Consider the following 14,998-nt stretch of genomic DNA (forward strand, 5'->3'; position numbering starts at 1 on the left):
AAACGTAAAACAATGTTTAAAAAAATCCTATTAGCATTTACATTCTTTTCATTTTTATCATGTGGTGAATTACAACAAATTGTAAACCAACTCCCACAAGAAACAACCACTGTTGGTAATTTAGACATTGCAAAAGGACTTCAAGAAGCATTACAGCTTGGAATAGACAAACAAGTAACCAAGCTTACTGCTACAAATGGTTTTTACAAAAATGAATTAGTAAAAATAGTATTACCTGAAGAATTACAAAAAGTAGACAAAACACTAAGAAATATTGGTCTAGGAAAATTAGCAGACGAAGGCCTAAAAGTACTAAATAGGGCTGCAGAAGATGCTGTAAGTGAAGCTACCCCCATATTTGTTGATGCTGTAAAAGGCATTTCCTTTACAGATGCAAAAAGTATTTTATTAGGTTCTGATGATGCAGCTACTAAATATTTAACTAAAGAAACACAAACCAATTTATACAATAAATTTTCTCCCGTAATTAACAATTCTTTCCAGAAGGTAGGCGCAGATAAAATTTGGAAAAATTTAATTACTAAGTATAATAATATTCCACTTACAAACAATGTAAATCCAGATTTAACCAACTATGTAACCCAAGAAGCTTTAAATGGAGTATACAAAATGATTGCTATAGAAGAAAAAGAAATAAGAAATAAAGTATCTTCAAGGACTACAGATTTACTTAAAAAAGTGTTTATTCTTCAAGACTAATGATTTAAATATTGATTTTACACAATTTTTTTAACATTATAGCGTTGTTTTTATTAAAGAGAATATTTATAAAAATTTAATCTTTAATTAACTATTATTAGATTTTAATTAAAGACATTTGTAAAAGTTATTTTAAGTTAGTAATTTTTTGAGTTAGTTAGTTTAAACCGGTGGGAGCACCGGTTTTTTTTTATTTTAAAAATCAATCATGGGAGTTACTAATTTGGTATTCTAGTATAATCTTCATAAATGTAAATTATTATCGGTTTTTACTTTAATTAAAACGATATTATTATTATTAAGTCCTTCATTTTATTATCTTTATTTACTTTTTTAACACAAAAACAGATAAAACACTAAATGAGGAGACTAAGAATCTTAATCACGTTCTTATTTCTGTTCATAAACCTATATTCTTCTATTGCTAAAGAAGGTATTGGAACAGAAAAAAAAACTACTAGAGAACTACCTCCCATCAGCTTTCGTAACAAAGCTGACGATTTGTTTATGGAGCAAAATTACAATGATGCTATAGAAACATATCAATTAGCATTAGAAAAGGAAATACCAAACAAAGCTCCTGTATTAAAAAAAATTGCACTTAGTTATTCCGCATTAAATAAAACTCAAGAAAGCTTAAAGTATATTGAAGAATATTTGCATAAAGAATACAACCCTAACATCTTAGCAGATAGTGGTTTTGATACTATTAGAGAAACGGAAGCTTTTGATATTATTGAAAAAAGATATGTGCCTCAAATTAATATTTGGACTTTTATTTATCTATATGTAGCACTTATAGGTTTTTACTTAACAGTAATTATACACTTTAATAAGAAAATTGATTCTATAGCCAAAATACTTATTAGCGCTTTTATTTTTACTCATTCAATATTTATAATTCATATTTTCCTATTCTTAACAAATTATCAATTTAATTTCCCCAATTCTTATTTAATCTCAACAGGTTTTTCATTTTTATATGGCCCCCTATTATACTTTTATTTTAAAAGAATAACACAACAATATACTTTTAAACTTAAAGACCTAACACATTTAATTCCTACTCTACTAATTTTTATTTACCTAATACCCAAATACTTACTTCCTATAACTGAAAAATTAGAGATTCTTATAAATGAAGCTTCTGGATACACCTCTGAAAATTCTACGGAATTTATAACCATTGTAGTTTTAAAAGTAATATCATTACTTACCTATGGTGTTTTTATTAGAAAAATATACTTAAAAAGTCAGTTAGACTCTAATTTATCAGACGAAAACAAGATATGGAAAAAAAATATCTACAGAATACATTTCTTATATTTAATATGTTACTGTATTTACGGGTTTTTATCCCTAAATAATATCTCTGTTGGATTCTTCTTTAATATGCAAATATTTGCAATGGCTATGATGATTCTATACCTAGGATATTCTGCAAATGCTCAGCCAGACGTTTTTAGCGGTGTTTTAAATGCTAAAAATGCATTGTTTTTTAAATATCAAAAATCTGGATTAACAGATAGCCTATCTAAAGAACTTAAAGACAATCTTATTCGATTATTTGATATTGATAAAATATACAAAGAGAACCATATTAATTTAGAAATGGTGGCAACCAATTTGGAAACTACAAGACATAATGCTTCTCAAGTTATCAATGAACATTTTAATATGAATTTTAACGAGCTTATTAATTGGTACCGTATAAGAGAGGCTAAAAAAATACTAGACAGCAATACTGCTAAAAAAATGAATATGATTGACGTTGCTTATGAAGTAGGTTACAACAATAAAGTAACCTTTAACAAAGCATTTAAAAAGGAAACTCTTCTTACTCCTAGTCAATATCAAAAAAAAATAGCCCCAAATAGCTAATTCCACCAACCACACTCAAAAAACTTTAAATCAGACACTTAAAAAGTTTACAAAAGGGCAAACCCAATAATTAAAAGGTAAAGTTTTATAAGGCTTACCTTTTTTTTTACTAATAAGTGTTTTATTTACATTAGTAAATTATGTAGCAGCCTTGATCACCAACTTTTAAGGAAAAAATACAGTTTTCAATTTTAGAAGGTACATATTTGAATTAGCTATCAAGAAAAAATCAGGGCTGCATTTTACTACTCCCAATTAATATTTCCTTTCAAACAATTCTAGAAGAAATTTATTTAAAAACCAGCTAGATAACCTAGCACCATATTATTGTACAACTTTGGTTGTTCAACATTAACCACATGACCACAATCTTCCACTACAAATAAATTAGAAGCTGTGTGCTTTTCTACAACTTTACGAATACTTGGCAAGAAAAGATAATCTTCTTCTCCCATTATATATAAAGTAGGAATTTTTATTTCTACAGATCTAAAAAACCTTAACAAGGGATTAATTTCTACAGCCAAGCTAAACCACTTAAGAAACTCTTCTTTATATATTTTCTTTGATTCATTTATATATAACATTCTAGATTCTCTATGATTCTTATACGGCATTATAAAGAAAGTAAGCACATTATATAATTTATCATAAGGTATTATTTTCTTTAGCTTCATACCTAGACCTAAAACTAAACGCGATTTAAAACCAAGTTTCATTATTGCGCCTCCCATAACCATACTCAGAACCCTTTCAGGGTGCTTTTCTGCTAAAGTTCTAATAATAATAGTCCCTAATGATATTCCAATAAAATGAGATTGCTTAATATTCTCATGATTAATAACTTCTATAATATCTTCTGATAGAGAATCAAAAGTATACGTATCATTAAAATTTTCTATAAATTTTGATGTTGCAGAGTCACCATGACCTCTTAAATCTAATAAAAGAACATTAAATCGCTTTCTAAACTCCTTTACTTGTTTGTGCCATATAGTAGAACTACCTCCTGCACCGTGTACAAAAGTTACCCAGGTATCAGAATTTTCATGTATATATTTCGTGTAACTAAGCAAAGTTCCTCATTTTTTAAGTGAGGTACAATGTATTAAAACTTTTTAAATATTCGACGAAATGCACATTTTTTTAACACTTATTCTATTAACAATAAAATGAAAAAAGCATAATTGGTAAAATAAAGACGAATTACCTATAAATTAGATGTACTTCACTGCTAACAAACGTCTAAAAACATTATCTGAACGTATATTTGTAAACACACATTAACTACTATTATGAACAAACAGTATTGCAAAGTTGGATCTAGCACACCTTTAGGAAATGGAAGTCAAACTATAAGTCTTTTAGAGTACCAATACCAGAATTTTATTGAAAAAGCTAATCTAAATAACACCGACACTAAGCTTGGTGAATTCTTCAATTTAAAGGCTCAAAAAATAAAAAAAGATTTAGAAAAATTAATGCAATAGATTAATGCATTAATTTTTTCATTTGCTCTTGAAGTACCAATGCACTTTTAGCTGCTTCTTGTGCAAAATCCTCATCTTTAGAAGCATATATAATACCTCTAGAAGAGTTTACAAGTAGACCTATTTGCTTATTTGCACCGTATTTATATACATCTTCTAAACTTCCTCCTTGCGCGCCTACGCCAGGAACTAATAAAAAGCTATTTGGAATAATTTCACGTATTTCTGATAAATAAGTAGCTTTGGTAGCCCCTACTACGTACATTAAATTTTCAGAGTTTTTATATGTTATTGAAGTTTCTAAAACCTCCTTGTACAATTCCTTACCATTAATTAATTTGGTTTGAAAATCGTATGCGCCTTTATTAGAAGTAAGTGCTAACAAAATAGTATGTTTGTTTTTAAATGCCAAAAAAGGCTCTACAGAGTCTTTTCCCATATAAGGAGCAATAGTAACAGAATCAAATTCCATATCTTCAAAAAATGCCTTAGCATACCTTGTAGATGTATTTCCTATATCACCACGCTTAGCATCTGCTATAGTAAACAGTTCTGGGTAATTTGCATTTAAGTATTTAATTGTTTTGTCTAAAGCAATCCAACCTTTTATACCATAAGCTTCATAGAAAGCTATGTTAGGCTTATAGGCAACACATAAATGGTGTGTAGCATCTATAATTGCCTTATTAAATTCAAAAATAGGGTCTTCCTCTTTTAACAAGTGAGAAGGTATTTTTTCCAAATCGGTATCTAACCCTATGCAGAGAAAAGATTTTTTTAAGCGTATTTGTGCAACTAATTCTTCTGTAGTCATTTGTTTTTAAAAAATTCCGGAAGCTTCTTTTAATTTTTCCGTGTTTTCTACCAAACTAAGTTCATCAATTATTTTTTGAATATCCCCATTTATAATATTCTGCAAGTCATAAAGTGTTAATCCTATTCTATGATCGGTAACTCTACCCTGTGCATAGTTATAGGTTCTAATTTTTGCAGAACGGTCTCCACTACTTACTTGGGAATTTCTTTTCGCAGCATCTTCTTCTTGCTTTTTTGCAAGTTCTAAATCATATAAACGAGAACGAAGTACTTTAAAAGCTTTCTCTTTATTTTTATGTTGCGATTTTTGATCTTGACATTGTGCCACTAAACCTGTAGGTACGTGTGTTAAACGCACTGCAGAATAGGTTGTATTTACAGACTGTCCTCCAGGTCCTGAAGAACAAAAGAAATCTATACGAACATCTTTAGGCTCTATTTGCACATCAAAATCTTCTGCTTCTGGAAGCACCATTACGGTAGCTGCACTTGTATGCACCCTACCTTGGGTCTCGGTTTGTGGCACACGTTGCACACGATGTACACCAGCTTCGAATTTTAGAGTACCATAGACATCAGCACCATTAACTTCAAACTGAATTTCTTTATAACCACCACTAGTACCTTCACTTAAATCTATAACATTAGTTTTCCAACCTCTGCCTTCACAATACTTGGTATACATTCTAAATAAATCTCCTGCAAATATACTAGCCTCATCCCCACCTGTTCCTGCACGTATTTCTACGACAACATCTTTAGCATCTTCCGGATCTTTTGGAATTAGCATTAGCTTTATATCTTCTTCTAATTGAGGCAAAGATTCTTTTGCTTCATCTAACTGCATTTTGGCCATTTCTACCATTTCAGCATCACTACCATCTGCAATTATTTCTTCAGCTTCCTCTATATTACTTGTATAGGTTATGTACTCTTCACGCTTGTCCATAAGGTCTTTTAAATCCTTATATTCTTTAGTTAATTGCACATAACGCTTTTGATCAGAAATTACATCTGGTTGTATGATTAGATCAGAAATCTCATCAAAACGTTGCTTTACAATATTTAATTTGTCTATCATAATCTTACATCACTTGGGTTGCGAATTTACAATAATTTTACACATTTAATGCTATTGTTCTTATTAAGAAGAAGCTACTTTTTGTTACAAAAAGAAATAAGTTGCATTACTAATATAAAGCAATATATTTTAGTTAAGGTAATTTATCTAAAATTACCCCATTACTCTTGTGAAGTTTATTATTAGCATCTACAAAAATTGCTTCTGTACCTCCTAACTGATTTATTAAGGCAACACCTTTTTCTAAACCTAATACTAAAACAGCAGTAGCCAAAGCATCACATAACTCCGCACTTTTTGCAAAAATAGTAGCTTTCTTAAGAGTTTTAACTGGTTTTCCAGATTTAGGATTTATAATATGCCCAAACTTTTGTTTTTTAAAGCTTACATATTTTTCATAAACATCTGTGGTTGCTACAGAAGATTCCACAATGGGTAACCAAGAAATTATTTTATAATTACTTAATGGGTTTGCTACTCCTAAAAGCCATTTTTCTCCACTAGCTTTAGTTCCCCAGGTTGTTATATCTCCATCTGCATTAATTACGCCCGCTACAACTTGTTTAGAAACCAATAAAGATTTAGCCTTATCTACCGCGTAGCCTTTCCCTATTGCATCAAAAGAAATTTGTGTTCCTTTAGTTTTTAAAAAAATTGTTTGCTTTTCTTTATCTAAAATAATGTTTTTATAACCTACACTAATAATAGATTTTTTTATCTCATTTTCTGTAGGCAAAAATTGCATACTCCCATTAAACTCCCAGACTTTATCTACGGAAGCATAAGTAATATCAAAAGCACCATCTGTTAATTCTGAAATTTGTTTTGCTCTTTCTATTAAAGCAAACATCTCCAAACTTACCTTTACTGGCTTTACTCCTGCATTATTATTTATTTTAGTTGTTTCAGAATCTTTATCCCAAGACGAAATTAGTTTTTCTATTCTTTCTATTTCTGCTGATGCTTCATCTATATTAATATACCCAAGCTCTTCATTCACTGCAACAACAGTTATATCAAAAGTCTCCCCCATTAAAGGCACTTTTTTCTTTACAGTAACATATTTTTTTTCTTGAGAATGTACACCTATAACAAGAAAACCAAATAGCAAAAAAATTAAGGTTTTCAATTTGTTAGGTTTTAATATTTTATAAGAAACTAGAGTAAAAAAAAATTAAAGTTATTAGGCAGTAATAGTTAATATATCGCCTTCTCTTTGAATATTGTAAATTTTTATTGGCCTTGCTGGGTCTCCCTGCACTTGATTTAAAGGGGAACCGTCTTGTGCAAATTTAGAACCATGCACATCGCAATGAAAAATACCACCTTCTATTGGAACAAAACGAACTTGATCATACTGTTGATGACTACATACTTGGGAGGCAGCTACATACTCTCCCTCTAGATTTTTAGCAACAACAACATAATTTTTAAGAATAAAACTACCGTTTTCATTTAATTTCTGTCCTTCGCTAGAGTTCAAGTCTACTGTAAAATTTACCTCTTCTGGCTCTTTTACAATAGCACCATTTGTAGCATCATCTTTAGAACAGCTTCCTAAACATGGGTATAACACTGCAAAAGCAGCACTTGCCCCCACACTTCTTAAAAACTCTTTACGTTTCATAATGGTATACTTTATAAATAAAAACGGAAGAATATTAGTTATCGTATGCCTTAATAGTTAAAGGTTCCATACTCACTTTTAATGGTAAGTTTTTTGGAAGAATTTTCTTCCACACGACCTATTATTTGTGCCTCTATACCAAAATCTTTACCTATTGCTATTAAATCTTCTGCAATTTCAGGAGAAACATAAGCTTCTAATCTATGACCACAGTTAAAAACCTGATACATTTCTTTCCAATCTGTGTTAGACTGCTCCTGAATTAATTTAAAAAGTGGTGGCACTGGCAGCATATTGTCTTTTATGATATGCAAATTATCTACAAAATGTAAAATTTTTGTTTGCGCCCCTCCACTACAATGTATCATTCCATGCACCTCTTTTGAAGTATATTTTTTAAGAATTTGTTTTACTACGGGAGCATATGTTCTTGTAGGAGACAATACAAGTTTACCAGCATCTATTGGGGAATTTTTAACCTCATCGGTTAATTTTACTCCTCCAGAATACACTAATTCTTCTGGCACAGAAGCATCAAAACTTTCTGGGTACTTATCTGCCAAATATTTAGAAAAAACATCATGTCTTGCAGAAGTAAGACCGTTACTTCCCATTCCTCCATTATATTCGCTCTCATAGGTAGCTTTACCATAAGAAGCAAAACCCACTATAACATCTCCTGCTTGTATATTCGCATTGTCTATAACACTACTTCTCTTAAGTCTTGCTGTAACAGTAGAATCTACAATAATTGTTCGCACCAAATCTCCTACATCTGCAGTTTCTCCTCCTGTAGAGTGTATTATAATTCCGTGTTCTTTTAAATCGGAAATTAACTCCTCTGTACCATTTATAATAGCAGAAAGTACTTCCCCAGGAATTAAATTTTTATTCCTTCCAATAGTAGAGGAAAGCATAATATTATCTGTAGCTCCAACACAAATTAAATCATCTATATTCATGATTAATGCATCTTGAGCAATACCTTTCCAGACAGAAACATCTCCAGTTTCTTTCCAATACATATATGCTAATGAAGATTTGGTACCAGCACCATCTGCGTGCATTACCAAACAATATTCCTCATCATTTGTTAAATAGTCTGGCACTATTTTACAAAAAGCCTTTGGAAAAAGACCTTTATCTATATTCTTTATAGCATTATGCACATCCTCTTTTGATGCTGAAACTCCTCTTTGATTATATCTTTCACTATTTGACGAACTCATTCTAAAATATTTGAAGCAAAAATAATAGAAACCATAAAGATGGTAACTATAATTAAAAGTTTATATCCACTATTTAATGAACAACAATTCTCTGTACTTTGTTAACGGCCAAGTTTGATCCTCTACAACTTGCTCTAACTTATCACAATGGTATCTTATTTGACTAAAATATGGTTTAACATTTTCACAATAAGCATTTGCCTTTTTTGCACTATCTAATAGTTTATTAGCTTTTTTCCTAGTATCCGTCATATGGTCCACTAACTTTTTAACCTCTACCAAATGCTCTGCTATTTCCTCTATAATAGATAATTGGCCATCTGTAAGTTTTTTATGAGCTGCCCCATAAATATCTTTAATACCCATTACATTCTTTATAAGTTTATTTTGATATTCTATGGATGATGGTAGTATATAATTATACACTAACTCCTTTAAAACACGACCTTCTATTTGCAAATGAAGAATGTAGGAGTCTAGTTCTACCTCTTGCCTAGCTCTTACCTCTACCTCACTTAAAACCTTAGTTGCTTTAAAAAGTTCTAGACTTTCTTTGGTTGTAAGCACTTTTAGTGCTTCTGGCGTTGTTTTATTATTACTTAACTTTCTTCTTACAGCTTCTTTTTCCCATTCTGCACTATACCCATCTCCATCAAAACGAATTCTTTTAGAAGTCTTAATATATTCTCTTAGTACATTAAAAATAGCTTCATCTTTCTTAAGACTCTTTTTATCTACCAAAGCATCCACCTCTTTTTTAAAATCAGTTAATTGTTTTGCTACAATAGTATTTAATATGGTCATTGGTTTTGCACAATTAGTTTTAGAACCAACTCCTCTCATTTCAAACTTATTACCCGTAAATGCAAAAGGGGATGTTCTATTGCGATCCGTATTATCTAGCAAAATTTCTGGTATCTTACCAACTACATTAAGCTTAAGCTCTGTTTTTTCTTCAGGTGAAAGTTTTCCCTGAGAAACCCCTTCTAACTCATCTAAAACTCTACTCAACTGGGAACCAACAAAAATAGAGAAGATTGCTGGTGGTGCTTCATTTGCACCCAATCTATGGTCATTACTTGCTGATGCTATTGAGGACCTAAGCAACTCTTCATAAGTATTAACCGCTTTAATGGTATTTACAAAAAAGGTTAAGAATTGTAAGTTCTTCATGGGTGTTGATCCTGGACTGAGTAAGTTTACGCCAGTATCTGTAGCCAATGACCAATTATTATGTTTCCCGGATCCATTTATCTCTGCAAATGGTTTTTCATGAAAAAGAACTTTAAAATTATGCTTATCTGCTATTTTATCCATAACATCCATTAATAAGAGATTATGGTCCACAGCAAGATTTGCCTCCTCAAAAACAGGTGCTAATTCAAATTGATTAGGAGCAACCTCATTATGCCTTGTTTTTACAGGAATTCCTAATTTTGTGCATTCCTTTTCTAAATCGCTCATAAAACTAAGAACCCTACTTGGTATTACTCCAAAATAATGATCATCTAACTGTTGCCCTTTTGCTGCAGTATGCCCTACTAAGGTTCTTCCTGTTAAAATAATATCTGGTCTAGAATGTGCTAAAGCTTTATCTATTAAAAAATATTCTTGTTCCCACCCTAAAGTAGCATTTACTTTAGCTACCGTTTTATCAAAATATTTTGCTACTGCAGTTGCAGCCTCATCTACTGCATGCAATGCTCTTAACAATGGTGCCTTATTATCTAAAGCCTCTCCTGTATATGAAACAAATACCGTAGGAACACATAATGTAGTTCCATAAATAAACGCAGGTGATGTTGGATCCCATGCTGTGTAACCACGAGCTTCAAACGTATTTCTTATACCTCCACTTGGAAAACTAGAAGCATCTGGTTCTTGTTGCACTAACTGCCCTCCTCCAAATTTTTCCAAAGCAGTACCATTTGGTAATAAATCAAAAAAAGCATCGTGTTTTTCTGCAGTACTACCTGTTAATGGCTGAAACCAATGCGTATAATGCGTTGCACCCATTGCTATTGCCCAACCTTTCATAGCTTCTGCTACCTGGTCTGCAATTTTTCTATCTATTTTTGTACCAGAAAAAATTGCCCCTTGTACACTTTCCAAAGCGTCCTTTGTAAGGTACTGTAACATTTTCTCTGTATTAAAAACATTTACACAAAATAACTCTGAGCGCCTCCCCTTTTCTTCAATAATTCTACTCTCTCTTTGGGCACTTTCCGAAATTGCTTTAAATCGTATTTTAGACATAATTTCCTGTTCTAATAAATAATTCAAATTAAAAATATATCAAAATTACTATCAAAAATTAGATATTTAACAATTTCCCCTATAAAATTCAGGGCAAAAAGAAAAAATGAAGCATTTTAACACATTAACCCCCTTTAAATTTAGAAGATAAACACAAAAAACATATTTTTGTTTGAATCTAAAAGAATTAATAATAAATAACATTATGGCCAAAATTAAATTAGAATACCTATGGTTAGATGGGTATTTCCCAACACAGAATTTAAGAAGTAAAACTAAAGTTGAAGAGCATGAAGACTTCAAAGGAACTCTTGAGGAGCTTGATAATTGGTCTTTTGATGGATCATCTACTAGACAAGCAGAAGGAGGATCTTCTGACTGTTTATTAAAACCAGTTGCTATTTACCCAGACCCAGCTCGTATTAATGGATACTTGGTAATGACTGAAGTTTTAAATGCAGATGGTACTGCTCACGTTTCTAACGGTAGAGCTACTATTGATGATGATGACAATGATTTCTGGTTTGGTTTTGAGCAAGAATATTTCATTATGGACACTAAAACACAATTACCTTTAGGATTCCCTGTAGGTGGTTATCCTGGTCCACAAGGTATGTACTACTGCTCTGTTGGTGGAAAAAACACATGGGGTAGAGATTTAGTAGAAGAGCACGCTAATTTATGTATAGATGCTGGTCTTAACTTTGAAGGTATTAACCAAGAGGTTGCTGCTGGTCAATGGGAATTCCAATTATTTGCAAAAGGAGCTAAAAAAGCTGGAGATGAAATTTGGATAGCTCGTTATTTATTAGACCGTTTAACGGAGCAATATGGTTACTATATTGAGTACCACCCAAAACCTCTTGGAAAAGATATGGATTGGAATGGTTCTGGTATGCACGCTAATTTCTCTAACACTATTCTAAGAACATGTGGAGACAAAGAAGTTTATGCTAAAATCTGTGAGGCTTTCCGCCCAGTTGTAGATGAGCATATTGCTGTTTACGGTGAGTTTAACGACCAACGTTTAACAGGTTTACATGAAACTGCTGCTATTACAGATTTTTCTTGGGGAGTTTCTGATAGAGGTGCATCTATCCGTATTCCAATTATTGCTGTGGAAAAAGGATGGAAAGGTTGGTTAGAAGATAGAAGACCAGCTTCTAATGGTGATCCATACAAAATTGCAGGTAGAATTATTAAAACAGTTAAATCTGCAAACATATAATAACTCAACTATTATTATTTAAAAAAAGCTCCTTTATAAATAAAGGAGCTTTTTTATTTATCAAATGTTAACACTCTATTTCCACGTAGACAAAGCTTTTACAGCCTCGTCTGTATAATCTGTAAAAACACCATCTACTCCTGCGTTAAAAAATAGATGATACTCACTTTCATGATTACCATTACTCCACTTTACATCTTCATTTCTAAAAGTATAAGGATGTACTTTTAAATCATATTTATGTGCTAAACTTATAAAGTTTGTTTTTGGCAAAATAGTAATATCACCTGCTTCGTCTTTTGCAAAAGAGATAATAAATGGTTTCCATGGTCCTATGCCATCTGCATAATTAGCAGTATAACGCATTCCTTCTTCTGTTGTAAAAAATTCATACGTTCTAGTATCTCCATTAGCATAAAAGTCATATGGCGCAGCATAAGAAATAAAATCTCCTGCTGGAACATTAAAATCTAATGAGCCATCTGCATTTACATTATAGGTAGATATTAGTTGTACTAATTTTACAGTAGATTTTGTATTTATATACTGTAAAGGAGCTACTTCAAAACACTGCACAAAAACTGGTGCTTCATAAGAATTCCACCCTGCTTTTTCTAACACTTCTAATAATGCATCTTCAAAATTATAACCTAATTGGCTATGAAAATAAGGGTGTTTCATTTCAGGATAAATACCCACAACTTTCCCAGATGTGGTTTTCCTAGATTTGGCTAAAGCAATTATCTCTTCTATGGTTGGTATAGAATACAAATTATCGAACTGATTAGACCTGTCCGATCTAGCCTGTTTAGCTTTTAAGGTTTTTATTTCTTCCAAAGTAAAATCAGAAACAAACCAATCTGTAATTTCTTTACCATCTAATTTCTTAGTAGATTTTAAATGGGCATATTCTGGCAAATCGGCAACATTTGTAGTTCCAGAAATAAAAGGTTCATGACGAGCTACTAAGGCCCCATCTTTTGTCATTACTAAATCTGGTTCAATAAAATCTGCTCCCAACTCAATAGCTTTCGCGTACGCTTCCAAAGTATGCTCTGGTTAGATAGATTGTGCTCCCCTGTGTGCAATTACTAAAGGTTTATCTTGTTTTTCTCCAGAAGGTCCTCCCCCAACAAAATCGTCTATTTTTTGACAAGAATTTAAACCCAACATAAGGGCTACAATTGATACAGATACTAATTTTAGGTTTTTCATAATAATCATAGTTTTAGATTACCGTAAAAAAACAAAACCCATATTAATGAATTTATAACCTAATATTACACAATTAACACTATTAGGTTACCTTAATGAATTTATGGAAACCATAACTTAACTTAATACGAAAATTAAAATACTCTGAAGTTATTTATTTAAGAGACTGTTAAATAAACAAAGGTTATATATATTCCCAAAAGTATTATGCCATCTCTCCAGCCTAATCGCAAGCCTTTTGGAACAAAAACTAAAGGGAGAATAAGAAAAGAAATACCCAACATCCAAAAGATATCAAAATCTAACAATCCTTGGTCTACAACAGTAATTGGCGTTATAATAGAAGTAATACCCAATACTGCTAGTAAATTAAAAATATTAGACCCTATTAAATTCCCTACTGAAATTGCTTTCTCCTTTTTTAATATTGCAATAATAGAGGCTGCTAACTCCGGAATACTTGTTCCTACAGAAACTACTGTTACACCTATTACACGTTCACTAACCCCATATAATGTTGCTAAACCAACTGCGCCATTTATTAATAATTCTGAACCTCCCCATAATGCAACACCACCAATACCTAGAAACAAAACTACTTTATATAACTCTAAAGGGGTTTCCTCTTCCTCATCCATATCTTCTTCAACAGCTTTCTTTTGAAAACGTAACAAATAAACTAAAAAAGCAAAAAGAAATACTACCATAATAATACCCTCATACTGCTCTATAACTCCATCTGTGTATATAAAACCAAAAAACAATAAAGATGCTAGCATCATTACGGGCCAATCTGTAGTGTAAAAGGTCTTTTTAACATCTATTGCACCCAAAATTACTGTAACCCCTAAAACTAAACCCAGATTAGCAATATTAGAACCTACAACATTTCCTAACGCTAAATCTGGAGAACCATTTAAAGCAGCTTTAATACTAACAATTAACTCTGGCGCAGAGGTAGCAAAAGATACTACAGTCATCCCCACTACAATTTTAGGAATATTTAATCTATAAGAAATTGCAACTGCCGATTTAAGTAACCAATCTCCTCCAGCTATTAATAGAGTTAATCCTAAAACTATATATAAAATATTCTGCATCTTTAAATTTTGTGCAAATATAAGTGAAGATTTTGGCATTAAAACATCTCTTTTTAATCCTTTTATTATAACTAAAACACCACTAATTTATATGCTACTAATAATGAAAATGAAAAAAATTGATTAAAAATTAATAAAAATGCCCTTGCAATAAACAATTCCATCAAAATACGCCCTACATTTATTACAAAATGAAACAATAATTAAAATATATAATTACACTTTAAAACATCAATTAAGATTATATACAAAATATCGAAACCATAATCATCATATTAATTACATATATGTATTTAATTATATCGATTTAACTAAAATTCCTTGTAAGTGAATATTTAATTTATATATATTGATT

The 14,998-nt window shown here is 31.3% G+C and carries 14 protein-coding genes; 4 read left to right on the forward strand and 10 right to left on the reverse strand.

Going from position 1 to position 14,998, the window contains the following annotated elements; all coding sequences use genetic code 11:
• Positions 1-12 precede the first annotated feature (12 nt).
• On the forward strand, positions 13-720 hold the full coding sequence (locus tag Q0820_RS11340; RefSeq protein WP_298487753.1) for a DUF4197 domain-containing protein: 708 nt from the start codon (positions 13-15) through the stop codon (positions 718-720).
• Between the two features lie 360 nt (positions 721-1,080).
• Positions 1,081-2,601: an AraC family transcriptional regulator gene (locus tag Q0820_RS11345; RefSeq protein ID WP_298487754.1), complete on the forward strand. Its 1,521-nt coding sequence runs from the start codon at positions 1,081-1,083 to the stop codon at positions 2,599-2,601.
• A gap of 293 nt (positions 2,602-2,894) precedes the next feature.
• Here Q0820_RS11345 and Q0820_RS11350 read toward each other — a convergent pair whose 3' ends face one another.
• Positions 2,895-3,677: an alpha/beta hydrolase gene (locus Q0820_RS11350; protein WP_298487755.1), complete on the reverse strand. Its 783-nt coding sequence runs from the start codon at positions 3,675-3,677 to the stop codon at positions 2,895-2,897.
• A gap of 219 nt (positions 3,678-3,896) precedes the next feature.
• On the opposite strand from Q0820_RS11350, the gene Q0820_RS11355 reads away from it, so the two are divergent.
• Positions 3,897-4,091, forward strand: a complete 195-nt coding sequence (locus Q0820_RS11355; protein WP_298487756.1) for a hypothetical protein — start codon at positions 3,897-3,899, stop codon at positions 4,089-4,091.
• Between the two features lies 1 nt (position 4,092).
• Here the strand turns inward: Q0820_RS11355 and pyrF are convergent, their stop codons facing one another.
• From pyrF to Q0820_RS11385, 6 genes are all read right to left on the reverse strand, one after another.
• A complete protein-coding gene (pyrF, locus tag Q0820_RS11360) occupies positions 4,093-4,905 on the reverse strand; it encodes an orotidine-5'-phosphate decarboxylase (RefSeq protein ID WP_298487757.1) in 813 nt (270 codons plus the stop codon).
• 6 nt (positions 4,906-4,911) lie between these two features.
• On the reverse strand, positions 4,912-5,988 hold the full coding sequence (prfA, locus tag Q0820_RS11365) for a peptide chain release factor 1 (protein WP_298487758.1): 1,077 nt from the start codon (positions 5,986-5,988) through the stop codon (positions 4,912-4,914).
• A 133-nt stretch (positions 5,989-6,121) separates the two neighbouring features.
• A complete protein-coding gene (locus tag Q0820_RS11370) occupies positions 6,122-7,117 on the reverse strand; it encodes an FAD:protein FMN transferase (RefSeq protein ID WP_298487759.1) in 996 nt (331 codons plus the stop codon).
• A gap of 54 nt (positions 7,118-7,171) precedes the next feature.
• Positions 7,172-7,615 (reverse strand): ubiquinol-cytochrome c reductase iron-sulfur subunit, encoded by a 444-nt coding sequence (locus tag Q0820_RS11375; RefSeq protein WP_298487760.1) that lies wholly within the window; start codon positions 7,613-7,615, stop codon positions 7,172-7,174.
• Positions 7,616-7,665: 50 nt separating this feature from the next.
• On the reverse strand, positions 7,666-8,844 hold the full coding sequence (locus Q0820_RS11380; RefSeq protein ID WP_298487761.1) for an AIR synthase related protein: 1,179 nt from the start codon (positions 8,842-8,844) through the stop codon (positions 7,666-7,668).
• A 69-nt stretch (positions 8,845-8,913) separates the two neighbouring features.
• Positions 8,914-11,100: a glutamine synthetase III gene (locus Q0820_RS11385; protein ID WP_298487762.1), complete on the reverse strand. Its 2,187-nt coding sequence runs from the start codon at positions 11,098-11,100 to the stop codon at positions 8,914-8,916.
• A 205-nt stretch (positions 11,101-11,305) separates the two neighbouring features.
• On the opposite strand from Q0820_RS11385, the gene Q0820_RS11390 reads away from it, so the two are divergent.
• A complete protein-coding gene (locus Q0820_RS11390) occupies positions 11,306-12,328 on the forward strand; it encodes a glutamine synthetase beta-grasp domain-containing protein (RefSeq protein WP_298487763.1) in 1,023 nt (340 codons plus the stop codon).
• A 75-nt stretch (positions 12,329-12,403) separates the two neighbouring features.
• Here the strand turns inward: Q0820_RS11390 and Q0820_RS11395 are convergent, their stop codons facing one another.
• The 3 genes from Q0820_RS11395 to Q0820_RS11405 form a co-directional block, all read right to left on the reverse strand.
• Complete coding sequence (locus Q0820_RS11395) at positions 12,404-13,375, reverse strand: glycerophosphodiester phosphodiesterase family protein (protein ID WP_298487764.1); 972 nt, start codon at positions 13,373-13,375, stop codon at positions 12,404-12,406.
• Positions 13,376-13,387: 12 nt separating this feature from the next.
• The gene (locus Q0820_RS11400; protein WP_298487765.1) at positions 13,388-13,543 is read right to left on the reverse strand and encodes a hypothetical protein; all 156 of its coding nucleotides are present in this window, start codon (positions 13,541-13,543) and stop codon (positions 13,388-13,390) included.
• 158 nt (positions 13,544-13,701) lie between these two features.
• Positions 13,702-14,643 carry a calcium/sodium antiporter gene (locus tag Q0820_RS11405; RefSeq protein ID WP_298487766.1) on the reverse strand — a complete coding sequence of 314 codons (942 nt, stop codon included), beginning with the start codon at positions 14,641-14,643 and terminating at the stop codon, positions 13,702-13,704.
• Positions 14,644-14,998 lie beyond the last annotated feature (355 nt).

It is taken from the genome of uncultured Maribacter sp., from assembly GCF_947495965.1.
In the GTDB taxonomy this organism is placed as follows: domain Bacteria; phylum Bacteroidota; class Bacteroidia; order Flavobacteriales; family Flavobacteriaceae; genus Maribacter_B.

Bases quoted from the DNA above. Each gene is read 5' to 3' on its own strand.
- Q0820_RS11340 (WP_298487753.1), top strand. From the start codon at position 13: ATGTTTAAAAAAATCCTATTAGCATTTACATTCTTTTCATTTTTATCA.
- Q0820_RS11345 (WP_298487754.1), top strand. From the start codon at position 1,081: ATGAGGAGACTAAGAATCTTAATCACGTTCTTATTTCTGTTCATAAAC.
- Q0820_RS11355 (WP_298487756.1), top strand. From the start codon at position 3,897: ATGAACAAACAGTATTGCAAAGTTGGATCTAGCACACCTTTAGGAAAT.
- pyrF (WP_298487757.1), bottom strand. From the start codon at position 4,905: ATGACTACAGAAGAATTAGTTGCACAAATACGCTTAAAAAAATCTTTT.
- prfA (WP_298487758.1), bottom strand. From the start codon at position 5,988: ATGATAGACAAATTAAATATTGTAAAGCAACGTTTTGATGAGATTTCT.
- Q0820_RS11375 (WP_298487760.1), bottom strand. From the start codon at position 7,615: ATGAAACGTAAAGAGTTTTTAAGAAGTGTGGGGGCAAGTGCTGCTTTT.
- Q0820_RS11380 (WP_298487761.1), bottom strand. From the start codon at position 8,844: ATGAGTTCGTCAAATAGTGAAAGATATAATCAAAGAGGAGTTTCAGCA.
- Q0820_RS11385 (WP_298487762.1), bottom strand. From the start codon at position 11,100: ATGTCTAAAATACGATTTAAAGCAATTTCGGAAAGTGCCCAAAGAGAG.
- Q0820_RS11390 (WP_298487763.1), top strand. From the start codon at position 11,306: ATGGCCAAAATTAAATTAGAATACCTATGGTTAGATGGGTATTTCCCA.
- Q0820_RS11400 (WP_298487765.1), bottom strand. From the start codon at position 13,543: ATGAAAAACCTAAAATTAGTATCTGTATCAATTGTAGCCCTTATGTTG.
- Q0820_RS11405 (WP_298487766.1), bottom strand. From the start codon at position 14,643: ATGCAGAATATTTTATATATAGTTTTAGGATTAACTCTATTAATAGCT.